Source organism: Proteus terrae (assembly GCF_003144325.1).
GTDB classification, from domain to species: domain Bacteria; phylum Pseudomonadota; class Gammaproteobacteria; order Enterobacterales; family Enterobacteriaceae; genus Proteus; species Proteus terrae.
Map to the genome: position 1 here is coordinate 52,046 of NZ_PENS01000014.1, position 26,025 is coordinate 78,070.

The 26,025-nt window shown below is 34.2% G+C and carries 22 protein-coding genes; 10 read left to right on the forward strand and 12 right to left on the reverse strand.

Annotation, left to right across the window (positions count from 1 at the left end):
* The first annotated feature begins 490 nt into the window (after positions 1 to 490).
* On the forward strand, positions 491 to 1,324 hold the full coding sequence (locus DK857_RS14615; RefSeq protein WP_109402562.1) for a DUF932 domain-containing protein: 834 nt from the start codon (positions 491 to 493) through the stop codon (positions 1,322 to 1,324).
* Between the two features lie 167 nt (positions 1,325 to 1,491).
* Here the strand turns inward: DK857_RS14615 and DK857_RS14620 are convergent, their stop codons facing one another.
* The 3 genes from DK857_RS14620 to DK857_RS14630 form a co-directional block, all read right to left on the reverse strand.
* A complete protein-coding gene (locus DK857_RS14620) occupies positions 1,492 to 3,768 on the reverse strand; it encodes a DEAD/DEAH box helicase (RefSeq protein ID WP_109402563.1) in 2,277 nt (758 codons plus the stop codon).
* Entirely contained in the window at positions 3,762 to 4,493 is a 732-nt protein-coding gene (locus tag DK857_RS14625) for a hypothetical protein (RefSeq protein ID WP_109402564.1), read from the reverse strand. Before DK857_RS14625 ends, DK857_RS14620 begins: the two co-directional genes overlap by 7 nt.
* Positions 4,494 to 5,115: 622 nt before the next feature.
* Complete coding sequence (locus DK857_RS14630; protein WP_227003178.1) at positions 5,116 to 5,784, reverse strand: YidX family protein; 669 nt, start codon at positions 5,782 to 5,784, stop codon at positions 5,116 to 5,118.
* A gap of 316 nt (positions 5,785 to 6,100) precedes the next feature.
* On the opposite strand from DK857_RS14630, the gene DK857_RS14635 reads away from it, so the two are divergent.
* The gene (locus DK857_RS14635) at positions 6,101 to 6,469 is read left to right on the forward strand and encodes an autotransporter outer membrane beta-barrel domain-containing protein (protein ID WP_227003184.1); all 369 of its coding nucleotides are present in this window, start codon (positions 6,101 to 6,103) and stop codon (positions 6,467 to 6,469) included.
* A gap of 416 nt (positions 6,470 to 6,885) precedes the next feature.
* On the opposite strand, the gene DK857_RS14645 is transcribed toward DK857_RS14635, so the two are convergent.
* Positions 6,886 to 7,674: a MipA/OmpV family protein gene (locus DK857_RS14645; RefSeq protein WP_109402567.1), complete on the reverse strand. Its 789-nt coding sequence runs from the start codon at positions 7,672 to 7,674 to the stop codon at positions 6,886 to 6,888.
* A gap of 25 nt (positions 7,675 to 7,699) precedes the next feature.
* On the reverse strand, positions 7,700 to 8,545 hold the full coding sequence (locus tag DK857_RS14650) for an HARLDQ motif MBL-fold protein (protein ID WP_227003185.1): 846 nt from the start codon (positions 8,543 to 8,545) through the stop codon (positions 7,700 to 7,702).
* Between the two features lie 112 nt (positions 8,546 to 8,657).
* Here DK857_RS14650 and DK857_RS14655 point away from each other — a divergent pair, with 112 nt between their 5' ends.
* Positions 8,658 to 9,572 carry a LysR family transcriptional regulator gene (locus tag DK857_RS14655; RefSeq protein ID WP_109402569.1) on the forward strand — a complete coding sequence of 305 codons (915 nt, stop codon included), beginning with the start codon at positions 8,658 to 8,660 and terminating at the stop codon, positions 9,570 to 9,572.
* A 125-nt stretch (positions 9,573 to 9,697) separates the two neighbouring features.
* On the opposite strand, the gene DK857_RS14660 is transcribed toward DK857_RS14655, so the two are convergent.
* Positions 9,698 to 10,585 (reverse strand): PhzF family phenazine biosynthesis protein, encoded by an 888-nt coding sequence (locus DK857_RS14660; protein WP_109392935.1) that lies wholly within the window; start codon positions 10,583 to 10,585, stop codon positions 9,698 to 9,700.
* A gap of 115 nt (positions 10,586 to 10,700) precedes the next feature.
* Positions 10,701 to 11,282: a histidine phosphatase family protein gene (locus DK857_RS14665; protein WP_109392934.1), complete on the reverse strand. Its 582-nt coding sequence runs from the start codon at positions 11,280 to 11,282 to the stop codon at positions 10,701 to 10,703.
* Positions 11,283 to 11,790: 508 nt separating this feature from the next.
* On the opposite strand from DK857_RS14665, the gene DK857_RS14670 reads away from it, so the two are divergent.
* Positions 11,791 to 13,341 (forward strand): methyl-accepting chemotaxis protein, encoded by a 1,551-nt coding sequence (locus DK857_RS14670; protein WP_109402570.1) that lies wholly within the window; start codon positions 11,791 to 11,793, stop codon positions 13,339 to 13,341.
* Between the two features lie 275 nt (positions 13,342 to 13,616).
* Here the strand turns inward: DK857_RS14670 and DK857_RS19155 are convergent, their stop codons facing one another.
* On the reverse strand, positions 13,617 to 13,787 hold the full coding sequence (locus DK857_RS19155) for a type 2 periplasmic-binding domain-containing protein (RefSeq protein WP_157957614.1): 171 nt from the start codon (positions 13,785 to 13,787) through the stop codon (positions 13,617 to 13,619).
* Between the two features lie 1,907 nt (positions 13,788 to 15,694).
* Here DK857_RS19155 and DK857_RS14675 point away from each other — a divergent pair.
* From DK857_RS14675 to DK857_RS14690, 4 genes are all read left to right on the forward strand, one after another.
* Complete coding sequence (locus DK857_RS14675; RefSeq protein ID WP_109392932.1) at positions 15,695 to 17,221, forward strand: L-lactate permease; 1,527 nt, start codon at positions 15,695 to 15,697, stop codon at positions 17,219 to 17,221.
* A gap of 119 nt (positions 17,222 to 17,340) precedes the next feature.
* Positions 17,341 to 18,060 (forward strand): (Fe-S)-binding protein, encoded by a 720-nt coding sequence (locus DK857_RS14680; protein WP_099659343.1) that lies wholly within the window; start codon positions 17,341 to 17,343, stop codon positions 18,058 to 18,060.
* 12 nt (positions 18,061 to 18,072) lie between these two features.
* A complete protein-coding gene (locus tag DK857_RS14685) occupies positions 18,073 to 19,494 on the forward strand; it encodes a LutB/LldF family L-lactate oxidation iron-sulfur protein (RefSeq protein ID WP_075670932.1) in 1,422 nt (473 codons plus the stop codon).
* Position 19,495: 1 nt separating this feature from the next.
* Complete coding sequence (locus DK857_RS14690) at positions 19,496 to 20,200, forward strand: LutC/YkgG family protein (protein WP_109402571.1); 705 nt, start codon at positions 19,496 to 19,498, stop codon at positions 20,198 to 20,200.
* Between the two features lie 123 nt (positions 20,201 to 20,323).
* Here DK857_RS14690 and umoC read toward each other — a convergent pair whose 3' ends face one another.
* Positions 20,324 to 20,728, reverse strand: a complete 405-nt coding sequence (umoC, locus tag DK857_RS14695; protein WP_109392930.1) for a lysozyme inhibitor LprI family protein — start codon at positions 20,726 to 20,728, stop codon at positions 20,324 to 20,326.
* A 455-nt stretch (positions 20,729 to 21,183) separates the two neighbouring features.
* Between umoC and DK857_RS14700 the strand changes: the two genes are divergently transcribed.
* Together DK857_RS14700 and DK857_RS14705 are read left to right on the forward strand one after the other, a co-directional pair.
* A complete protein-coding gene (locus DK857_RS14700; protein ID WP_006533623.1) occupies positions 21,184 to 21,528 on the forward strand; it encodes a DMT family protein in 345 nt (114 codons plus the stop codon).
* 407 nt (positions 21,529 to 21,935) lie between these two features.
* Complete coding sequence (locus DK857_RS14705; RefSeq protein ID WP_088496001.1) at positions 21,936 to 22,319, forward strand: YkgJ family cysteine cluster protein; 384 nt, start codon at positions 21,936 to 21,938, stop codon at positions 22,317 to 22,319.
* Between the two features lie 472 nt (positions 22,320 to 22,791).
* Here DK857_RS14705 and DK857_RS14715 read toward each other — a convergent pair whose 3' ends face one another.
* The 3 genes from DK857_RS14715 to DK857_RS14725 all read right to left on the reverse strand — a co-directional run bounded on the left by DK857_RS14715 (position 22,792) and on the right by DK857_RS14725 (position 25,996).
* Positions 22,792 to 23,370, reverse strand: a complete 579-nt coding sequence (locus tag DK857_RS14715; protein ID WP_227003179.1) for a DUF1287 domain-containing protein — start codon at positions 23,368 to 23,370, stop codon at positions 22,792 to 22,794.
* A gap of 203 nt (positions 23,371 to 23,573) precedes the next feature.
* A complete protein-coding gene (locus DK857_RS14720) occupies positions 23,574 to 24,740 on the reverse strand; it encodes an MFS transporter (protein WP_109402572.1) in 1,167 nt (388 codons plus the stop codon).
* 398 nt (positions 24,741 to 25,138) lie between these two features.
* Positions 25,139 to 25,996, reverse strand: coding sequence for an alpha/beta hydrolase (locus DK857_RS14725; protein ID WP_227003180.1), 858 nt, complete (start codon positions 25,994 to 25,996; stop codon positions 25,139 to 25,141).
* Between the last annotated feature and the right edge of the window lie 29 nt (positions 25,997 to 26,025).

Genomic DNA, 26,025 nt, shown 5'->3' on the forward strand with positions numbered 1-26,025 from the left:
CCACACGGAAAATTTTTACGTCGATATCGGTTACTGTTTAATTTCGGTTTCAAATGATATTGTTTAATTCTTCTTAACATAAAATTATTCCCTTCTATTTCAGCTTCAAAAATCTATAACCCACTGAAAAATATATATTCCCTAAAATACTCTCGCGTAAAATGTGGATCATTAATCCCACGTAAAGTGTGAAATCGCCTTTGCTATCAATGTGTTAATTTTTCATCGCGATCCTTTTTCTATCTCTCAAACTGAAATAACCTGAAATTTTTTACAATCATTTTAGTTTGACGCCTACACAAAGAACCCAATCACAGCGCGACCTCGCAATATGTTTTGTAAAAAATTCAAACCGAAATAATTTTTAGATCCAAATTGTGCAGGTGGATGCGAAGTAGTGCGTTTTACGTCATGAATGATTTTATTTCGTGAGAATTACGTGTGCCGTTATCATAGACAGTGTGATGGATATAATTTTTAAACCCTAAATATCGCGATAGCCTCATGCTTTGGGCGTGCCAACAGTATTCGTCGTGACCGCCCAATTACAATTGAAAAACTATTTTGTACTGTACCTAGTGTCTTCTCTGAAGAAAAACATGAATCACGTAGTGACCGTTATACCTATATCCCCACCATTACCTTGCTTGATAGCCTACAAAAAGAAGGGTTTTATCCGTTCTTTGCTTGTCAAACACGAGTGAGAGACAGCAGTCGAAAGATGCACACCAAACACATGCTTCGCCTGAGACGATATGACCAAATTACAGGTAGTCAAGTACCTGAAATTATTCTCTTAAATAGTCACGATGGCTCAAGCAGTTATCAAATGTTACCGGGCTTATTTAGAACAGTATACCAAAATAGTTTGGTTTGCAGTGATACCTTTGGTGAAGTGCGAGTGCCGCACAAAGGTGATGTTGTTGGCAAGGTAATTGAGGGAGCATATGAAGTACTAGAAACGTTTGATGCAGTAGCTGAAAAGCGTGAACAAATGCAATCTCTTCTATTACCCTCATCAGCACAGCAAGCCTTGGCACAAGCAGCTTTAACGTATTGCTTTGGTGAGGAACATCAACCAATTACTGAAGAACAAGTATTACAGCCTCGTCGTTGGGAAGATAAGAAAGATGATCTTTGGACGATATATCAACGTCTACAGGAGAATTTAATTAAAGGTGGGCTATCAGGCAGAAATGCAAAAGGTAAGCGAGCACATACTCGTTCAGTTAATGGCATTGATGGTGATATTAAATTGAATAAGGCGCTGTGGGTAATGACAGAAAAGATGCATGAGCATTTCTCTGGAAGAGAAAGAATATAGATAATAGTAGCACATTGTTTTTTCATAAAATAATGTGCTTGCCATTTATTTGTTAGTCGCTTTATTTTTTGTTAAACCAATCGATTCCTATCATAAAAATAACAAAAACCACTAACTATACTGCACTATTAAAAATATTGTGCTATTCCAGTAAAACACATCCAAAGTCAAGGAAGATACCACTCAACCTTCTGTAAAATCTTTTCATCACTTAAATAAATAGCTGGATCTAGCTCAATAGTTTCCTCAGAGATCTGATTAACATATGGAGCTATTTCGGCAACATCTTCAGGTAAAATCCCATAACGCATTAGCAATATATTCTCATTGTTTATAGTCCCATATTTTAGAAAATCAATAAACACGTTAGCTCTTCCATCATTAGTATCAGTAAGATATAACTTTAAAGTACCTATGAAAACATCTGTTAAAGAGAATGAAATAACGGTGTCTAGATAATCATATGTATCAAAGACAACTGTATCATAACTGACTTCACTTGACTTGATTGAACCAAATAACGGATATGTTTTAACCAACTTACTATCAGGCAATTTATTGGCAGGTTGAGAAAATCTAGACATACCATCACTTTTACTATCTCGACCAGAAATATAACTATATCTGATCCCAACTATCTCTTTAAAGCTACGACCTGCTATAACGTGAAATATAATTTCAATAGCAGAATTGAAAACTTTCAATTCACCATCAAATAATTTCCGTCCCAAAGAAACCTCGTATATATATAAAAATCTTAATTTAACACTTTCTCTCAACTCTTTATTTTCAGCCCCTGATAATTTCTCCCCAAACTCGCCATTAAAAACAACATTAAAAATAAACTTGATACTTTCATATATATCGTCTTTTTTTAATCTATCAATTTTAGAAGCTGGAAGATTTAAGTCTTCATTAAAATCCCCATTTATGATGGAATTTATTAACTCTTTGTTATCATTATCAGTGGAAATTGGAGACTCTAAAATTGACTTTTCTTCTAATTTAAATGGTGTTCGTAATCGATTAGATAAAAGCTCTGCGCTATGTGTATAAACATAGCCATAATCAAATTTCTTTTCTTTTGATAAGCGGCCACTACGTCCAATTAAATTTTTAAATGCTAAGCATCTTTCTTGCTCAGAATCACCATTCATTCTCATATTAGCAAGCCAAACAATATCAAAGGGCATATTAATCCCTTGTGCTAAGGTACTAGTCGCAAAACAAATTCGAGCATATCCACCTTTAATAAATTTTTCGATTAGATACCTTACTTCCAATGGAACAGAACCATGATGGATAACTACACCAATTTTCAATAATGCTACTAGTTTAGATTTATGCTCTTTATTATCTGCGCCTAATATATTTTCAACGCTATGAATAATTTCTAAGGCGCTTTCATCTTCTATTTTGCTAAAGTTATTCGTGTATTTTTCAAATTTTTTAATAAATCGTCCATCATAAACGGATTTCTTTGACACATAAACAAGAACTGACATGTCACCAGAGAAGGCAAAATCCTCAAAATCACCATCATATTTTATTGATTTAGATAGCAGATATCCTTTAGCCAAGTATGGGGAGAAATAGTAGTCATTACCATTTTTATGTTTATGTATAAAAATTTTTCCTACTGAATTATGAGCATAACTTCGAGAATAGCTTTTTAAAGTATCAATATTATGTTTTTTAAACTGAGCTTCAGGATTATCAACAAACGGATGAGCAAAAATTAATTTGGCATTAGGAAATAGTCGTTGAACACGCCTTACCATAACATCAAAAATCACCCCTCTATCTTGCTCTTCTGAAACTTGTGCTTCATCAAAAAAGAATAACTCTACATTCAGTCTATGGCTAAAATTTGATAAATCTTTTGTTCGTTCAGGAGTGAGTACAAAAATTCGTCTCAATTTCCGAGCAGTAAAAACATAATCGACAAATGAGCTAATCATTACATTTTTATCATCTCTAAAATATTCTTTTAAGCTTTCTATATATTCTGCAATTAATGCTCTTGATGGTACAATGATTACAGAATCGCCAGTTTGAATATTAATGTAATCTTTTATTGAAAAAGATTTCCCTGCGCTAGTTGGTGCTGAAATTGAAATAAATTTACTATTCTCTACTGCATTTCTAATACTTGCCTGAACAGGTGTTAAATATTCACCATACCTTAATTTGTACTCTTTTCCTATAGCTCCGAGAATGAATGAATAAAGATTTGAAGGTTCTGTGTTTTTATAAAATAATCCAAGAACTGAAATTATTTTTTCTTCATATTCTGCAAAACATTCTGCATGAAATTCTTTATAATAAGTAAGCCATTCTAATAATTTATTATTAACTGGCCCATTTTTATGTAATTCTTCTATAAGTTTCCCTATAGTTTCCTTTGGTGCTGGATCAACTTGTATCGTATTAATACTTAACATTTAACCCCCACCAAGTAAATATGCTTAACCCGTTTCAAAAGTTTCATCTCTTTAACAGTTTTAATTGCATTATCCATGATCTTTTCACAATCATTTGAATTAATAGAGAAAGCAGCTATTAAGCCAAATTCATCTTTATCTAAATTACTTATTGAACGAGAAGAACATAGATTAACTAAGTGAACACGATCCCTAAAATGTTTATCTTTATTAATAAAATCATTAGCTTGATTTATAGCATTCCCATGAGGATTTATTGATGAGGAAAATTTAGCCTCACCAAAATTTATAAATTCATTCAGGCAAACTGTATGAAAATCAAATCCCTCATTCTGTTTTATTTGGGGTTTCCATAACTCAGCAATAGGTAGTGAAATATGCTTAAATACTTGGTTCAATGCACGAGAAGATCCTATAGAGACCAAAAGTTCACCAAACTCATCTCCTATAGATTTATTTTCAGCGGCCTGTTTAAAAATTTTAACTAGAACTTCTACCGTTTCTTTAACTGTATAGCTATAGGAACGCTGAGTGCCACTATCAAGAGAAGCGATCCATGAAGTATCCAAAACTGATTTAGCAAGTTCAGATGCTATAATACCAACTTCAGTTACATGGACAATACAAGCAGCTATAGCCAGCTCTCTATCTTCATAGATATATTCGGAATGACTACACCCCCAATCGGGGTCATTGATTAAAGTATTCTTCCGCTCAACGGGCATTTTTTATTCCACTAAGTGTTCAATGCATTTATATTTCTTATAGTACTTATATCAAATACATTAGAAATTTTAAACATTAAACAAAATAAGTGCGATCCAAGTACTAAAATAAGCAACTAGTATTACAAAAAATTGAAATAATTATCATTAAATGACTATTTCAGCGAATTAGAATTTATACAAATACAGTATCAATTGTATTTGATATCATTTCCCTTATACTAAAGAGTCATTACACTTAACTTGCAATAAGTAACCAATTACATGCCTAAGAATCAATCAAAATATTTTTAGGCACCTTATTAGGCACTTTTTAAAAGTTGAATTGAACATTAGCACTATCGTGAAAAAACAAGCTAAAGCAAGGTGTTAGCAACGTTTAACTATTTTTACCTTATTAAAAATGTCAATGTATAGAATATTGTTTTTATTGCAATTTTTAAAGAATAAAAAATAAAAGGGTTAAGCATTGAATATTTATATTAAAACTAAAGTACAACAATCAGCTTTCTTTTTTCTTTCTGATTCAACCTATAGCAAGAAAATATGCTGATATTACTCAATTGCAAATTCAATTTGTTATAGGTCGATACAAGCTCCAGCTACAACAATGGTTAATCAACTACCTTCTATGCCCTACAAAAAGAAACTGCAAAGGTAATGTCACGATATCTAACGCTAATGTTACTGGCAGTAAGACTCGAGCAGATCTTGGACCAAAAAAGTCCTGCTTATATTGGTAAAACTCAACTTTGAATGGATGATAGAATTGCATTAAATAGGTTATATCTTGCTCTTTATTTTTTTTATGTATAGTACCGACTAAATTTTGTATCAATGCTGAACACATCTTTGTATTATCATTACATGAAAAGCCGTATTTTATGATTGCCATTTTATCCTTTTCTTCAGTCCAACGATAATTAAGTTCCATTCTTCCTGAAAACTCTTTTCTTTTTGGATCAATAACAAATTGAGCTTGTTGTTCAACGATAATTTTGTCTCGGAATATAACCGGATCTTTCAACATACTTACGATATTATCACCGCCACTACTCAGTAAGTAGTCAAAATTTTCCCCAACAAATACCCACCCAGTATTTCCATTAATATCATTCGCTAACGAAAGAGCGATAATAGTATCTGAACCCCAATTAGATTTATGATAATCAGGATCACGGCCAGTAGTATATAATAAACCAAATGATAAACAACCAGATAGCATAGAACAAACAAGTGAAATACTTATTAATCTAATCATAGTTAATTTGATATTATATCTTTTAAACATAGAGAAAATCCTTTTATTCAAAGCAAAAAATTATTAATCTTATAAGTGAATACCCATCTATAACATACTAGCCATTTAATCTGAGTACGCCATATAACTAAATCCTAAAAATAAACAACGCTTAGTAAATACTATAAACTACGTAATTTTAATTTCTGCCATCTACATTATCGAAAATATTTTAACGAAGAGATAAGTTAAAAATTTAGTCATCATTTATAATTTATTAACCTTCATTCTATTGCCACCTTTCTTTAAAATGACAACGTAATAATAAAAAATCAACTAACCAATCACTGCACATAAATACTTTAAGATAGGGAAATACACCACCAATGATCATACCGAAGCCAACAGAACCCAGATAAGTAGCTGTGGAGAAAATAATATCCGCACACGCTTGGGATTAAGGGCGTACCTATATGGTCATAATGCTATTGATAAAGATCGTAACTTCGAGCCTTTTGTGGAAACAAACTGGATTTATAACAGTAAACAATATGGCGTGAAAATGGATGGTAAACAGTTTAATGTCACCGGAAACCGCAATGTCGGGGAAGTGAAAATTGGTATTGAAGGTCAGATCAATAAAAATCTAAATTTATGGGGAAACGTATCTCAACAGATCGGGGATCCTGGCTATAGCGATGCACAGGAAGTATTTGGTATTAAATATATGTATTAATTTTTTATCGTATCCTTATCTATAATTAAGCGGTTTGTATCCGTATCGATACAAACCGCTTTAATTTATATGGACTGATTTTTATTCAATTTATAGAAAATAGGTAATCATTAATATAAACATGGAAAAGATACTATAAACCAACACCTATTTTTATTAACAAAAAACATTTAACTAATAACTATGTGAATAATTTTTGTATCTGTATCCTTGAGATTTCATACACTCAGCTATTAGCTCTGGCTTTTCATTTGAACTTACTTTGGCAATACCAATATCATACTTACATTTTGCTAATATATTTTGAGAATTTTCATAACTTATACCTTCCTTATACCAACCAGGGCCAACAACACATCCATTTAATATAAACATAGATATAAATAAAAAGTATTTAGTGTTTATTTTCATAATTTTTAAAAAACATATGATAGGCCGATTATATTTACTAATCCATATTTTTGTTTTGTAATTGGACTATCTGCCATATCACCAAACAAATAATAACCACCTGATTTTAGATTAACAAAGAGTCTTTCGCTTATTTTATAATTCACTCCAATTAAAACACCGGCATCTTTAATTCCAGAGTTTGGTGTATAAATAGAGTAATCAGAATTAAGTGACTGCTTTTCCGTGACACCAAAATAAGCCTGACTGTAATTTTTGTTTATATATCTTGTAGATATATTAGAGTCAATAGACCAATTTTTATTTATCTCAAAATGTGAATTAATTCCAAGTTCAAACCGAGTAGCATTATCAATATTTTTTCCACCATAATCTCGATGGCCAAGTGCGGTCAGTGAATTTATATAAAAAGAATGCCCTACAATACTATAACTCAGTTCAACACCTGCACCTGCGGCTCCTTTAAGATCTCCCATTCCTTTTAAGTCTTCGTTTTTATCACTAGAGAAGCCGATTTCTTCCTTACGCCCCTGCATATACGTTCCAAGTAGTGCAATATGAATATTATCAAAAAGATTAAATTGCCACCTCGCGCCACTAGTACCTATACTGAATAGACCAAAACTATTTGTTTCTGTTGTATATTGCAACATAGCATCTGGAATTAAAATATACTTATCCGATCCTTCGTATGGCGAAGACATGCCAATACCTGCACCTATTTTTAACTCACCAGCATAAGAATTCGAGCACAGAAAAACACCAAAAATGGGGATTAAATATTTAAATGACATATATATTCCATTCTTTATTAAAAAATTATTTATTTAATTGACTTATTAAGGACACTCTTGATTTTTCGACATATAACTTAAGACCGTTAGCGTCATAAAACGCTTTTTCGTCCCCATTATTTAAATTTTTTATTTTATCCAATAAATTAAATCGGTCTCCTTTACTAGCAATAAATATATCCACTTCTTGATTATTTAATATTTGGTAGCTGTAATGAAGATCACTAACAATATCTGGATAATTAAGGTTATTAACCAAGTAATATCCCGGTGTTGCTAAACTATCCGCATAAATAAGTATGTCATTATTATTTAATTTAACTTTCCAGGAAGTACTTCCTGGCAAATGCCCAGGCGTTAGTAAAGCAGTAAAAACAACCCCAGAAAGCTCAAAAGATTCATTATCATTTAATATTAGATCCACCTTCACTGGAGGAAATAATAATGCATTACCTAAAGCAAAGTCATTAGCACCACCTAACGCTAATTGTTCTGCATTTATTGTATTCGAAATAACACTGGCACCACTTATTTCCTTTAGCTTTCTTATACCACCAGCCTGATCTAATCTTGCATGGCTATTAAGAATATATTTAACATCCTTAATATTAAAACCTAATTTTTCAATATTACTTTGGATTAATTCTGCGCTTTCACTTAAACCAGCATCAATAAGAACATGACCTTCCTCTGTGGTGATCAATATCGAAGTTAAGTTTTTTGTTCCCACATACCAAACTTGAGGCGCTATTTTAAAAGGTGCTATAGGTTTAGCCCATTGTTTAAATATACTTTTGGGTGGTGCTGTTGATAAAGGTTGTTCAGGATGCAGCGATGCATGGACTGCGATTGGCGTAACCAATCCTTGCATATAAAGCAATGCAATTAATGTTAGCTTTTTCATATATACCATCATTTGTTTGTCATTAAGCCGAGATAATAGTATAAATAAATAGAATCCTGCTCATTTATAAAGAGACAAAATGAATCTAGCTCAATTTGATTTTAATCTCCTCAAAGTGCTCTATGCATTGCTTTTGACAGGAAGTACGAAAGAAGCGGCTCATAAACTAGGAGTTTCACCATCAGCGGTAAGTCATGCATTAAGTAGACTACGCTTAACACTGGGTGATCCTTTATTTAAACGAGAAAATAATATTCAAGTCCCCACACCATTTGCTTTAACGCTAAAAGCAAAATTGGTTCCTCTTTTTATTTCTCTAAATGATGATCTATTTACCGATACATTTGATGGCTCAAGAAATTTTAAGGTGGTTTGCCCCCCAGCTTTAATGGATATTATTACCCCAACACTATCTAAACTCTCTTTTGAGTTGGACTTTTATGCTGAGTGTATTCCATATCAACGCCGCTCTTGGCGAGAAGAAGTGCTTGATGGTACTGTAGATTTAGTCTTTGCTGTTGGCGGAGATCAAAACCCAGTATCGTCTTTAAAATTTGAAACTATAGGAACAAGTAGGCTCATAATTATTTATGGAGAACCATTAAGATCCTCTTTAAAAGATATTGACGATTTTAGTTTTGAACAATTGGTTTCTTATAAACATGTCTATTGTTTACCTTGGTCTCAAGATGATAATGAACTTGATAGGCAATTGCGTAGAAGAGGATTATTTAGAACAATCGGATTTAAATGTCCTGAATACGCACAAGTTATACCCGCTATTAATAGTTGCCCATATATAGCTGTTGTGCCTGAACCGTGGCTAGAAAATCAACCGTTCAAACATACTGTTTATAAAATTAAACTTGTTGATAGTCTTGCTATAGGCAATTTATTTATGATGAATAGAAAATCAATGCTACCGTGGAAGAAAAAAATTATATCATCAATTAAATCAAAAATTGCTATGTACTATAAACCTACTAACCAATAACGGCGTGTAGACATTTTTACAAAAGAAATATCTATATACGAGTGGATAAAATTTATTAGGTAAGGGCCCTAGCTTTGATACTAGAGCCTATTAGGAATAACTTGATATAAAATACCGCAAGTAATTTAAAGAGTAATAATTTTCGAACCTATCATTGTCGCTTTTCCGCCCACTCTCACTCGACTGATCGTATTTTCCGTTGAATCAATAATAACCTGAATAAGAGAGGAACATTGCATTGCACGCCCTTGCTCTAATAGAAAATGGGTTTTATGAGGGAAAACATACTTAACAAGATAACAGCCTAAAGCGCCACTAGAACTCCCTGTTGCAGACTCTTCATTGATACCATATAAAGGTGCAAAGTTGCGACAATGTGCAGCAGTTTCTTTATCTTGGCTAAGCTCGAAAACATGAAAACCGATAGTATTAAATTCACGACTTAGATTTGCTATTGTATCAAAATTAGGCTTTAGCATATCTAATTGCCCAAATTGCACGGGGATCAAAATATCGGATAATCCCGTTGAAAATATTTCAATGGGCAAACCGGTTTCTAAGATAACTTCGCGATTTATTCCCAACGCAGCAGCCACAGCGTCAACACTTGGAGCTTGTCGTGAAATGGGTAGTGTTTGCTCCATAACGACATTTTCAGTATCAATCGCTACGCTTAAAATACCTGCTTTCGTTTTTTGTGTGTAATGACCAGAAGCCAATAAGTTGAGTGAAGATAAAGTGAAAAAGACGGCTAATGTAGCATGACCACAGAAATCAACTTCTCCTTCTGGAGTGAAAAAATCAACCTTAAAATCAGTCTCTTCGCCTTGATAAACAAAGGCCGTTTCAGAAAAGCCGACTTCTTTAGCAATAGCCATTTTCTGTTCATTGCTTAATTGAGGGGGATTAAGTACTACGCCAGCAGGATTGCCACCTTTATTATTTTTAGTAAATGAGTTTACAAGGTGTACTTTGATCTCGTGCTCTACTGAGCGTATAACTTCATTTTGCATATATTTCTCGCATTGCTTCAAATAGCATTAAGTCTGTGTGTAAAAAAGTGTTCTAACTCTATCTGGTCTAACTCTATTTAAATATCTTGTTTTTTAGTATTAGATAAGATGCTCACTAATTAGGGTAAACTTCCGATACACTATCTAACCCTTGCGGTCTTTGTTCAAATATGACGCTTTTCTTACCATCCTCTCGGATAATCTTTAAGATATAGATACTATCAAAATCACTATTTTTCCATTTAGGGATTAATTTAGGATCTCCACCCTCTTGTTTCATGATATCTCGTGCAACTTTAACTAAATTATCGTGCTCCCATGCAATAAAAATAACTGAATTTTCATATTGCTGACTAAGCAGATCTTCGCGTAATTCTTTTATCTCTTTAGCATGATATTGAAGATGGATAGGCAATGAGGTTTTAATGGCGAGAGGAGTAATTGTTTGAAGTGAACGTAATGAATTACCTAATTTACTTTGTTTAGGCGCAGCAGCGAATAATGCATCAGGTTTGCCAAATTGATTTATAAGCACATCAGGTAGCGCCAATGCTCTATTTAATCCTTTACAGGTCAGTTGCCCACTATCATTATCAGGTTTTTCACCATGTCTTATAAAGACAAGTGTTTGATCGGAATACGCCATATGACTAAATCCTAAAATAAATATGCTCAAAAATATAAATACACTGCGCATACAGCGTTACCTTTAAGTCGATTGAGTATAAGAAATATGGAGTGTTAAAACACATCTAACAGTAACCATAAACTCACCTGTTTTAAGTCATCCAGTCTATCATAACCAAAAGCATTTCAGAGGTGAGCGAGTCTTAGATAGCGTACATTTAGCCACTATTATAATCTCTTTTACCTTTATTCTACCTTCTAAACCCCTCAAGATTAATTAACAAATATTAAAATCGATCAAACAATTGTTAACGGAAAATAAAGGATCTCTTTAATTTTTAATTACTTTTTGTTTAGTTTTATAAAGTTGAATGAAACTTAAGTACTAAGCACATTTAGATAAAAAAAGGGAGGAGATCTCTTTTTCACAATAAAAATAGTGTGTTAAAAATCAATGCAAGCCTTTTTATCTCCCTTTATTTGGTTTAATGACTAAAGTTCTGTCACTGCTTACCGATACTGTTTGTTCTTTAATAAGTTACCAATACTTATTAATTATTATTTATCCAGGGTTAAGCATGTTCTTTAAAAACTTTAAAATTCGTACAAAGTTAACTATCGCATTTACAACTTTTGTGATGTTAATTATGTTGGGTTCCGGTTTCGCATTAATGGGTTTAAACAGTGCGAATCAAGATATTCATAATGTCGTTGATGATATCTATCCAGCCACAGTCAAAGCCAATTTACTGATTAATAATTTCAATGAATTTATTATATTCCAGCAACTCACTATGCTTGATGAGCAAGGAAGTTTAGCGGCTGAGCAAGAGAGCAAAAAAGCAGAGATCACCGCTAAAGTTGCACAATTGCTGAAAGAATTAGATGAAACCACACACGATGCTGAGTCAAAAAAAATCTTAGCTGAGGTTTATGATATTCGTCAGCAATATATAACCTCTCAAAACTTTGTTGTGAAGGCATTTAATGAAAATAACAGACACGCCGCAGTCAATGAACTGATCACGAAAACTTCCGCTATTCAGTTAAGGTATCGCGATAAAATATTAGAGTTTATCGAATTACAAAATAAAAAGATGGAAGAAGCAGGCAACGCAGTTGAAAGTGACTTTATTGAAAAAAGAATATTTTTAGTATTATTAACTCTTGTCAGTATTGTTGTGGGCAGTATTTTAGGCTGGTTTATTACTAAAGGTATTACTCTCCCATTAGAGAAGGCAATCAACTTTGCAAAAGCCATTGCAAATGGCGATTTAACACAAGAAGTGAAGACTGATTATCATGATGAAGCAGGGATATTATTACGAGCCCTTGCAGAAATGAAAATGCACCTATTAGATGTTGTGCAAAATGTACAAAACGGCGCTGAAAATATTTCGTCAGCAGCAGAGCAAATTACTGCTGGTAGCCAAAACTTAGCGGCAAGAACAGAAGAACAAGCAACCTCCGTAGAAGAAACCGCAAGCTCAATGGAGCAAATGACATCAACGGTTAAAAATACTGCAGAGCATACTCTTGATGCAATTAATGTCGCTGAAAAAACTGAAATCGCTGTGCACCATAATGGCGAAATGATGCTCCAGCTGACAGAAAAAATGAGAGCAATTAATAGCTCATCATCTCAAATGACAGATATTATTAACTTAATTGATGCCATTGCATTCCAAACGAATATTCTTGCACTAAATGCTGCTGTTGAAGCCGCTAGAGCAGGTGAACACGGTAAAGGTTTTGCCGTTGTTGCTGGTGAAGTCAGATTGCTGGCACAAAAAAGTGCAGACTCCGCTAATGATATACGCACTCTTATCGATAATTCATCAACTCAAACACAAGAAGGCATGGAATTAGTTGAGCAAGCTGGCTCACAAATCCAAAAAATGATCACCGATGTTGAAGAGATCAGCGCATTATTACGAGAAATTGGGCAAGCAAGTAATGAGCAAAGCGATGGTATATCACAAATCAATAATGCTATCAGTCAGCTTGATTCAACAACGCAACAAAATGCGGGATTAGTAGAAGAATCCGTGGCTGCTGCAAGTTCACTTAATGAACAAGCACTTAATCTGAATAAATTAGTGAATTATTTCCAGATCCGTCGCGCCTAGTGCACTCTTTAATTCATTTATATATCAAGGCCACTCGATAAGATAAAAGAGTGGCCTTAAAAATAAGGCCGCTGGTTAACGATGTGACTATAATACAGTCAGACAAATTGCAAGTATTATCCTAGCTACAATTTTAAAGTACCAGATAGACAATCCGCAAAACTATCAATAAATACTCGAATGCGTTGACTTACCACTCTATCATTATAATAAACTGTACTAAATGCCAAAGATACTGGGTGTAATTTCTCGCGGAATAATTCGCCCCTCCATCCCTATTGAAGATCCTCTGTCAGTATAAAATCGGATAAACAAGCAATACCTTCACCATTAATACATAAGCGTCTTAGTGTCTCACCACTATTTGATGATACCCCTTCAGGAATATCAAACAATGCTCCAGGTTTAATCTCATCAGTGAATATTGGTGCATTTAATTTAGGCAATGCTATTGGGGCCGTTATTGCTGAATTGCTTTAAAGTACAGTTATAACATTGTCAATTTAAGCGCGACCTTAGTTGGAATTATTGGTTTATTACTGGTTTTTTCTCAATTTAAAGTCAAAAGAGAGTCACAAAAAAGCTTGGCTTACTCTTTACCCCCCTATTCGTACACACTAAAAAAAGGAACCTAGCTCACACTTTGGTTCTTTTTTTTATCTGTAACAACCTCGGTAATAAAATGTAAACAATTTTACCAATATCAGACAAACTGTTTGTATTTGCCAACTTATTTCAGAGGTAATGGCAAGCGTCAAATGTTAAATCCTAAAACATCGCTAACATAATCGCTGATTTCCGTTATCAAAACAGGGCTATTTAATGATGATAATAATCTTTTCACTATTAATGTTCCCATAATAATCTGGGGATAATGCCACTTATTGTGAGGCAAGATTATAGAGTTAAAAAGAGACAGCAATACATCCACACACTAAAGAAAACATTTCGCTAGAGATTATTACGTAGTTAAAACAAAAATAATTATCTACCAATTCACTTTTTAATCACTTTTTTTTCTCCTATATTTGTATGACAATTTTTAAAGTGAAATTAATATCTCATCGAAAAATGAGACTGTAACTTCAAAAATATTTCACAACCTATCTTTGTTCTATAACAATCAACTTAAACACTTTAAAAAAGGTAACAAATATCATTAAATAAATATTTTTCTATCATTAGAAATAATTTATTTCACACTTTCTGAAGTATAAAAAAGAACAAAAATAAACTTTTCATTTTTATCGATACGATCAAGATCACTTTACCTATACCTTTAGTCGCATAAAATTAGAAAGAAGCATTCTCATTTACTATTTATCTCACTCATTATATTTTCATTATCTACCTGATTTGTATTACAATTAACATTAGCGACAAACCTAGCAATTTCACGACTCTAGAGCTCAAAAGAAGTCAATCATTGATGATAAATTTATATTGTTATTTATTTAAACATTTAATATAAAAATATTAATTTTGTATAATTAAAATTACCAAATTAAGGAATAAAAAAAGAAACCAATAATAATTAATTATAATTTATATAATAGGTAAAAATATTTACACATTAGAACGAAAAATAAAATTATATTTTATCGATAAAAAACAAGAAAAAAACAAGAAAAAAAAACAAGAAAAAATAAGTTAACTTTCAATATAAAAACGAAAAATAAAATCAAATAACAGTATATTAAAGATAAAACAAAATAAAACATAAAAAAAGGGAGCAAATATTATAAAAGTAAAATAATAAAAAATTAAAATAATTTAAAAGATTAACTTTAGAATAATTAAATATTAAAATAAAAAACTTTTAGTTTATTTGTTAATTAAATAGCCGCCCAAATAAATCATTAATTTAATTTATGTATATTCTGGGTGTTGATAGCCATTTTCATCATCAAAAATGGCGTTTTAGACTTAAGTTCATCTTTTTATTACATAGCTAAAACTACCAATATCGCTCTTTTTTTCATCTAAAACCAATTTGATAACAACATTAGCAATCTAATTACATTGACAAACATCAAAAAACACGACAATTAACAAGCAAATAATGAGAAAAAAGGAATTTTTTTATATTTGTCACACAATTGATTTTATTCTATTACATATCAATAAATATTCCCTACAATAGCCAACTAATCTAACCTGACAATTTCCTAAGTAATGATACCTTTCATTGTTTAGGTTAGTAACTATCTTTTTTTATTTATGATTTATCGTTTCAGCAAAGTAGAGCTTTAATAAAACCTAGTACCCTACACAATTATATAATGAGCAACTTATAGGTTTGCTAACGCAGTTATAAACGATAAAAATTGCAAACTTAAGGATAAAAATAATCATGTCAGACTACTTATCATTCTTATTAGGCATTGTGCCTTTAGCGGTTTTGATTTTTATGATCTTAAAAATGAAATCAGCCGTTCACCATGCTGTGCTTGTATCTTTAGTGATAACTGTTGCACTTGCTATTTTCCATTGGAACAACACCATTCAATTTGCTTCAGTCTCTGTCCTTTATGGTGCAGTTAAAGGATTGTGGCCGATAATCATTGTGATTCTTGCTGCTATTTATAGTTATAACTTAATGCTAAAAACAGGCGGCATGGATGTACTTAAAGATGTACTCGCTGGAATAAGTGATGATAAGCGAGTACAAGTTCTGCTTATCTCATGGTGTTTTGGTGGCTTTCTTGAAGCAGTTGCGGGTTACGGTACTGCTGTTGCCATCCCTATCGGTATTTTAATTGCACTCGGATTTGATCCTTTTAAAGCCGCCGTTGCCTCTTTAGTTGCTAATACTGTTCCTACTGCGTTTGGTGCAGTCGGTATTCCAGTCTCTATTTTGGCGCAAAATACAGGGCTTGATGTATTAGTACTGAGTAAAACCATTATTATTCAGTTGGGATTATTCAATATCTTGTTACCTTTCGTTATTGTTGCCATTGCGGGTGGCGGAATTAAAGCGATTAAAGGTGTCGGATTTATTACCTTAATGTGTGGTATTAGTACACTAATCCCTCAATATATCGTTGCTGCTAATTTAGGTGCTGAATTACCGGCGTTTGCAGGCAGCTTAGTCAGCTTAATTGTGGTTATTTTCCTTGCTAAACGCATGAAAAACAGTGGTGACAAACAAAAAAATGTCAAAAAGCACACTGGGAAAGAGTTGTTAGTAGCAAGTTCTATTTATCTGTTTACCTTTATCTTTATCTTAGCGTGCTCACCTTTATTTCCTGCGCTCCAAAGCATGGCGGGCGCAATTTCCACAAAGATCCCATTTGTATTAAGTGAAACACAAACGGAATATCAAACTATTGCTTGGTTAAGTACTCCGGGTGTATTGATTATTCTTGCAAGCTTTGTGGGTGGCACCATTCAAGGTGCAAGTATTTCAACACTTATCTCTGTTCTGGTTAAAACCACTATCCAACTGAAAAATTCCATTATTGCTATCACGGCAATCGTAGCGATGGCAACTGTTATGGATTTCAGTGGCATGATTGGCAGTATTGCTGAAACCTTAGTCGATTTCACAGGTGCAGGCTTTATCTTTATTGCTCCAGTGATCGGTGCATTAGGAACCTTTGTAACAGGTAGTGACACCAACTCTAACGTGCTGTTCGGTAAGTTACAAACCAGCGCAGCAGCTAAACTTAATATTGATCCATTCATTCTGGCCGCAGCCAATACCTCTGGTGCAACGGGCGGTAAAATGATTTCACCGCAAAGTATCGCCATTGCTGTTTCAGCGACAAAAATGGATGGTCAAAGCAGTGCCATTATGCGTGAAACCTTAAAATATTGTATTGCTTATATAATTATTCTTGGCGCAAAAATTGGCATTATTTATCACCTAATGAACTAATTAATAAGGAAAAGGGAGCGTGTTTACTCCACTCCCTTCTCCTCTTATAACGAAGCAATAAAAGAATTTTATCTTTAGTAAAAATGACAACATCTGAGCGATGTTTTGGAGTTCGATTAATGAAAGTTAATTTTTATGCGACCTGTCTTGGTGATGTTCTGAAAGCAGATTCAGCCCGAGACACGGTCTTGTTACTTGAAAAATTAGGCTGTGAAGTCTTATTTCAAGAACGCCAAGGTTGCTGTGGTCAGCCAGCGCTTAATAGCGGTTATGTAAATAACGCGAAACCTGCCATGAAATCGTTAATTGAAACATTGGAAGTGAACGACTATCCCATTATTTCACCCGCTGGCTCTTGTACTTATGCCATTAAAGGTTATCCAACTTATCTTGCTGATGAACCTCAATGGGCATTACGGGCACAAGGTGTCGCCGATCGCCTTATTGATTTAACCAGCTTTATTGTTAACACACTTGGTGTTGTCGATGTAGGTGCTCGCCTTCCGGGTAAAGCTGTTTATCACCCATCATGCAGTTTAACCAGAAAGTTAGGTGTTGTAAGTGAGCCTTTAACGCTATTAAAACATGTTGAAGGTCTTGAAATGTTGCCTTTTGCAAATTCAGAAACCTGCTGTGGCTTTGGGGGTACCTTCTCCGTGAAGATGTCTGAAATTTCGGGTGAAATGGTGACTGAAAAAGTAAAACATATTATGGATGTGAGCCCTGATTATGTCATTGGTGCTGACACAAGCTGCTTAATCAACATTCAAGGTCGTTTAAGTCGTGAAAAGCGCCCTGTAAAAGTGTTGCATATTGCACAAGTTTTAATGAGCCAATAAGGGAGCCTGCTTATGTCTATCAAAACCAGTGATATAGATTTCAGACCTCGTCTAGAACATGAAATGAAAGACACAATCATGCGTAATGCGGTTGTTATGGCGCAAGAACGTATTGGGGCTAACCGTCAAATCATGGTGAAGGAGCTAGGTAATTGGGAAGAATGGCGTGATCGCGCTGAACAAATCCGTAACCATGTTCTTGAAAACTTAGATGCTTATCTCTATCAATTGTCTGAAAAAGTGACTGAAAATGGAGGTCATGTTTATTTTGCAAAAACAGCAGAAGATGCCTCTCGTTATATTTGTGAAGTTGCCAAGAAGAAAAACGCGAAGAAGATTGTAAAATCTAAATCCATGGTCACCGAAGAAATTGGGATGAATAAAGCCTTACAAAATGAAGGCATTGAGATCATCGAAACTGACCTAGGTGAATATATTCTTCAATTGGATAACGATCCACCGTCGCATATCGTGGTTCCTGCGATCCACAAAGACCGTTATCAAATTCGTAAAGTATTAAATGAAAAACTCAATTACGAAGGTAGTGAAACACCGGAAGATATGACGCTTTTCATTAGACAACGTATTAGACAAGATTTCCTTTCTGCTGATATTGGTGTCACAGGCTGTAACTTTGCTGTGGCGGAAACAGGTACTGTCTGTTTAGTCACCAATGAAGGTAATGCAAGGATGACCACAACATTGCCTAAAACCCATATAGCAGTTATGGGTATGGAACGTGTAGCCCCCACTTTTGAAGAAGTCGATCCACTGATAACCATGTTATGTCGTAGCGCTGTTGGCTCACGTTTAACCAGTTATAACACTTGGGTGACAGGTCCTCGTGAAGCAGGCAATGTTGATGGTCCTGAAGAGTTCCATTTAGTGATTGTGGATAATGGTCGTTCTGAAATTTTAGGCTCACAATTTAAAGATATTTTACGTTGTATTCGTTGTGGTGCTTGCCTTAATACGTGTCCTGCATATCGTAATATTGGTGGTCATGCTTATGGCTCAATTTATCCGGGCCCAATTGGTGCTGTAATTTCACCACTATTAGGAGGTTATAAAGATTTCCACGATCTCCCTTATGCATGCTCATTATGTAATGCTTGTAATGTGGTTTGCCCAGTCAAAATTCCTTTAGCTCAGTTGATTTTAAAACATCGTCGAGTAATGGCTGAAACAGGTTTAACACCGAAAGCAGAGCGTCGAGTCACTGGTATGTTTAACTACCTCAACTCACACCCAGCTCTTTGGAAAGTGGGTATGAATGTTGGTGCGAAAATGGCGGGATTAATGATCAAAAATGGTTCTACACCAATCAAAATCAGTGTTTTGAATGATTGGATGGAATCGCGTGATCTTCCTAAACCAGATGGTTATAGCTTCCGTAGTTGGTTTAAACGCCATAAAGCAGAAGGAAAAAAATAATATGTTAAACGAACAAAACCGTAATGAATTTCTGCAAACTATTGCTGAAAAATTAGGGCGTCCTATTGCGCATAAGCCACAGCCACAGCCTACGCCGATTAATGATTTAGCGAAAACTCGCTTAACTAATTTAACTCAAGATGAACTATGCAAAGAATTTACTGACTTTGCACAGACTCAAATGGTGAAATGTGTTGTTAGCAAACCTGATGAAGTCATTAATAGCCTAATTGAACTCTGTGAAAGTTATGATTGTAAAGGCTCGGTGGTAATAAGTGGTGATGAGCGTTTAGATGCACTAGGAGTCACAAAAGCGGTTAGCGAAAAGTACGAAACCTATATTTGGGATCCAGCCCTTGGGCGCGAAAACATTGTTTATGCTGAACGATCGCAAATCGGGATTGTTTATGCTGAAGCGGGCTTAACGGAGTCTGGTGGGATTGTTTTATTTTCATCTCCAGAAAAAGGGCGTGCCGTTAGTTTATTACCTGAAACCTCAATTGTTATCCTACGTAAAAGCGATATTTTGCCCCGCGTGGCACAAATTGCTGAACGTCTACATAAGATGGCGCAAGAAGGCGTGAGAATGCCGTCTTGTATCAATTTAATTGGTGGTGCAAGTTCTACGGCAGACATTGAATTGATTAAAGTATGGGGGGTTCATGGCCCTGTTCATGCGGCTTATCTTATTATTGAAGATTGCTAATTCAAAATAAAATAACATTAAAACGATAACAAAATAACTAACAGTCAGAGTCAATCATTGACTCCTAAATCAAACCCAAAAGATAAGTTAATCGCTTTTGGGTTTTTCTCTATTATTCGCCAATTAATTATTCAATAAAACTTTTGCTCTCCATTGATTTAATTTTATTTCGCATGCTAACAAAACATCTCCAGCCCCTGATCCCCCCATTAATAATGCGGATTGTCGTTGACATTCAGCACTTCGAAATTGAATAAAATGCTGCTGAGAACTGGCTAATGCATCAATGGCACTTTTTGCAGCAACAGAGTCAGTATCTTCAAGATCACTCTTACTTTTGTCATAAATGACACTCATTTGCTGCTCTGTCAGTTTTAATTCATCCAGTAAACAAGCCTGCACCGCTGTTCTCGGCTCGTTTGCTGTCACTTCATAACATTTTGCTAAAGGATCGTATTTGCCTTGTGCCGAAGAGAAAAAACTAACTGTAAGTAAGCTACAAGAGATCAGAAATAAACTTATCTTCACGCGAACTCCTTATAGGAATTTATAATAAAATTTATATTCAACATAATGTATTAAATAACTAATATCACATCTATTAGTGCGAACAGCATCATTTTAGGATATATCGTATCTTACTCGATAAATTTAAATTTCAATCAAGTAATAATAAGAAAACATTATTAATGCCTTTTGGGTTTGAACCTATTTTGCTTATTTTTTATTGAAAAAATGTTATTTAACACAATATCAATAGATTAAAACTCAGCCAATAGTTTAAAAATAGATATTTATTACTTCAACTTTGTTTTTTCTTGATAAAATCACAAACTTTCTTATAGGGAAAGAAAGACCAACCTTTTAATTTTTGGCTGTTTTTTTCTTATCATCACAATAGAAAATCCACTTTTTTTGCAGTAATCTCATACCTTTCTTATTGGCAATAATTTTGCCTAAAAACGACCCGTGGTATCACCAATATGCTCTACAAATTTACGCCTATTATTCTTCTAATTATTTCCAACGTTTTTATGACGTTCGCTTGGTATGGTCATCTAAAATATGGCAATAAACCTCTTATTGTTGTCATTATTTTAAGCTGGTTGATTGCGTTTGTTGAATATTGTTTTGCTGTACCCGCAAATCGTATTGGTCATAATTACTACAGTGCAGCAGAATTAAAAACCATACAAGAAGTGATCACATTAACTATTTTCGCTATTTTTTCGGTCACTTACTTGGGAGAAAACTTCACCTTAAATCATTTTATTGGTTTTCTTTTAATTGGTGCTGGTGCCTTATTTATTTTTAAAGGTCCCTTTTAGAAAAGCCTATTAGTAGATATCGTTAACTCGTTTTTTCAGCGTCTCATCTACGCTTCTTTTATTATCGCCTTATCAAAATTGATAAGGCTTTTCTTTATCTAAAACCTGATATTTTGATTATTTTTAATACTATATATACTGTGGTTTTTACAGAGGATTAAATAGCATTACTGCTTACCATTAAGTCACATAGTCTATCTATATATATTTTTCAAAATAATAGTCTGTTTTGTAATAAATATATTCTATATGCAGAAATATTTCTCTTGAAAAATTTTTTTCATTCGGCGCATAATGATTACTCTAAGAGAAGCATCGTTTCTCTGTCTTTTTTTGCTTCTCTTAAGCTACAGCACTCTTAAAACGTGCGTTTTATCCCTTTAACGTCAGATAAAATGGTATCTGGTATGAGCAAACATTCTAACGATTTTATTTATATGCAGGATAATCCCTGTATGCATTGTGGTGCTTGTTGCGCCTATTTTAGAGTTTCGTTCTATTGGGCAGAAATGGTAAGTGGTGGAGGTGTGGTTCCTGATGAATTAACAGAACCGTTAACGCCTTTTCTCTCTTGCATGAAAGGAACCAACTCTAAAAAACCACGTTGTGACAAACTGATTGGTGAAGTTGGAGAGTGTGTAAGCTGTTCTATCTACGAACAACGCCCTTCTCCTTGTCGTGAGTTTCAACAATCTTGGGTAAATGGCATTCCTAATGAAGCTTGTGATCGTGCAAGAGCAGCTTATGGTTTACCTCCATTAACTCATACCATCTTGCCTCACACCGCGTAAGACATCAGAGGGGTTAAGCCCCTCCTGATCATTTAATACCATCCAATATATTTATTTTTATAAAAAATAAAATTAAAAAACAAAAAACCATTATTAAATAATACGTTAGTTTGACTTTATTTTTAAATAACCTAGTATATAAGGTAATGAATTAATAACGTGTATTTAGTGAGGTTTTTATTTAAAAATAGCTATAAATTTGGAGGGCATTATGATCAGTAGCTCTTTTTTTATCCTTTTCCTTTCTTTTATCTGTTCTACTGCTGTCGTTAGTATGTTACTCGGTGGCTTAGAGGAATAATTATGAATATTTCTAATGAAAATATTCTCCCCCAGAGATAATGCCCATACTTTAGACAAAATCGGTATGGGCATTATTTTACTTATTGTTTAAATTTCAGATTTATTTTACTGCTGTTACTTCTATTTTCCACAAAAGACTAAACGCTTCAATTTTTCCTCATTCACCTATTTAGTAGGTAAAATGACCAGTTATTTTCCATGAAAATAAAACGTCTTCAGCAACTTGACCAAACCCGATATTATGCATAACTAGGTAGCGTTGGTTATCCCCGCTTTTCTTATCTACGACAATCCCAATATGAGGCCGTCCATTATCTAAACGCCAGCTAACAATATCGCCTGGTACATAATCTTCTGCATTTTTTGTAATCGGTTTTACTTTTCCTTTTCGTGTAAAAAAAACTTCTAAATTAGGAACTCTACGGTGATCTATATTCGTATCAGGTTTATTTAATCCCCACATCCGTTTACTTGGGTAAGCTGAAAAATTTGCTTTAATATCTTCATGCAATAATTTTTGTAAATCGATATCAATGCCACGATAGCTACGAATGATCACATCACTACATACCCCTTTATAGGCTGGTACATCTCCCATTGGGTAATCTATTTTACGATAATCCGCGTCGTAAAATACGGCTCTTGGTAAATCAGCGGCGTACTCCACCAGCTTTTTATTTTGTTCTGAGTTTATCGCTTGGGCACTTGAAAAAGACATAGTGAGTAAGAGTAAAACGCTAATTTTCATTATATTCACCGTGTTCTCCATGAAAAAGTTAAATCCATTATTTACGAAAAGAATGACATTATCTGTTTATACTGATAAAGCACAGCATAAAAATATAAGGGAAGTCTTAATTCGTTTTTAGAGTAGATATAAAAAAACCGAGCCACCTTTACGGTAAGCTCGGCTGATAAATAAGAGAAAGAGAACAAGTAAGAAAAAATGGTTTAATTCAACACAATATGGCTTTTACGACGTAAACTTGCAAAGAGCATGTAAATTGCCGTCACTAATAACACCACAAAGAAGAAGTTCATAATGCCGTTATTGGCTTGTGCCATAAACATACCCGCCCCTAAAGGTCCAATTGCAGAACCAATGCTATAACTTAATAGCATTACTTGTGTAATAGCGACAATATAGCTCGCATTCACATGATCACACGCTAATGTAATAGCGATAGGATAAAGAGCAAAAGAAGACATTCCCAATAGCGCCAGTGCAATAATAAGCACTATATAATCGCTAGAAAGATATGTCAGTCCCATAGCAAACACACCCACTAAACACATCATCGCTAATAACAGTGTTTTGCTTATCATCACAGACAATTTGCTAATAATAGGCTGAACCACCATGCCGCCTAAAATAATCGCTGCCATCAACACACCTATTTGGTCTGTTGTAAATTGCCCTTGATTTAAAGCCAATGGCATCATGCCATAAATACTGCCCATCACAACGCCAGACACCATACAGCCTACTAAAGCCGCTTTATTTAATCGGCTCATCTGCTTAAGTGACAAACTTTTATGATCGTGCCCTTGTGGTTGCCCTTGTTTAAAAAACAGAGGTGGTAATACGGCGATTAATAATAAACCTAATACCGCCATAAATGGGATAGCACCTTGTGCACCAATTGCACCAATCGCCAATTGCCCTAATGTTGTTCCCCCATAAAGCGAGGTCATATAAAAACCTAGACGTTTAGCTCGCTCTTTAGGGTTATCGCCAATTAATAGCCATGATTCGACAACAACAAATATACCTGCAACTGCCATGCCACCAATAAAACGCAATACCATCCACGCAGATAAATAAGGCATTAAAGGCAACACACCGACAGTCACTGCCAGTAATAATAAAAATACAATGAAAGAAAGACGATGCCCTATTCTTGCAATAATAGGTTCTATCATGACTGAACCTATTAATAATCCAATAAAATAAATACTTGCTAACCAGCTAGCATAGAGTGTGTCCATTCCAAAACTGCTCATAGACAGTGGAATTAAACTCATTAAATAGCCTGACGCGATAGCAAATACCGTTAACCCAGCCACAGGTACTAATGTACTGTCGCCTTGGCGTACCAAAGTAGTGTTCTGTTTCACTACCCTCGTCTCCACAATCAAAACGGTTGATAATGCGCTGTTTTCTCGATGCCTGATAGAGGCTGTTCTTTTATCTAGGAAAGATAAAAGAAACAAAGGTGAAAACAGTGGATGGCGTCCCTAAATTCAGGAGACGCGAATATAGCGTTTAAATGACGATAAATAAAATTATAAAATCTAATGCCAGAAAACAATTTTATTTATATCAATCATGATTATCGCCTTTTTCCACCAAAAAGAAATAGCTCTAATCTGATATTTATTTTTATTAAAAGATAAGTATTTTTTATTAAGAAAATTACGAATAAATACGTATCAAATAAAACCACAATAATAAATATTCATTACTATCCTATCATTACTCGATAGGATAGCTAAAAATAAAGAAATGCTTTTGTTTATTCTATGCTTTTTTCTAAAGCAATATTAATCGCATCCGGAATTGAACCCCCATGGCCTTTCCCCTCAAACAGATAAAACTCACACTGTTTTCCCGCTTCTGATAGATATTGGCATAACTGACGTTGTGTTAACCAACTACTACGCTCTTGATAATTTTTTTGTTGTTCTTCACTTAATCGACTTAAATCAGGACTTTCTTCTTTTTCACCCAAGGCTATTGTAATAGAAATATCATTAGAAATAGCCTGCCATTGCTCTTTTTTCACCCATTCGCCTTTCCCCCACCATAATGACGGACTTGCTGCGATATAACGTTGAAATGTTTCAGGATGATTGAATAAAACATAGAGGGTAAATACACCACCAAAAGAGTGACCAAACAGAGATTGCTGAGTAATAGAGACTTGTTCTTTGGCGAGTTCCTCTAACGCATAAGGCCTTACTTGCGTTAAGAAAAATTGATAAAAATTCTCTGCGTTTCCGCCTCGGCTAAATGCTTCACCTTTTACACTTGGTGTATAGTCATGCGTTCTCTCTGTAATAAAGTAAGCTTTATCACCCACATATCCCACACTGATAATGGCAGGCAATGGTTTATTTTTCTGCTTTATGGCTTCGTTTATCATCAACGGAAACTGGGCATTACCATCAACACTATAAATTAACGCTGTCTTAGTCGTGTTTTTAGGAATAGCAAGAAAAAGGCGATATTGTTTTCCTTCATATTCCACTTCTTTATTTGTAATTTGATAATAAGAGTGAGCCTGAGACTCAATTTCAGGAACTTCTTGGTTAGGCCTAGCTTGAGCAACCGCAGATAACATAATCATTCCACATAACATTAGTATTCGCATAAATCAGATACTCTGTCGGTAATTTTAAA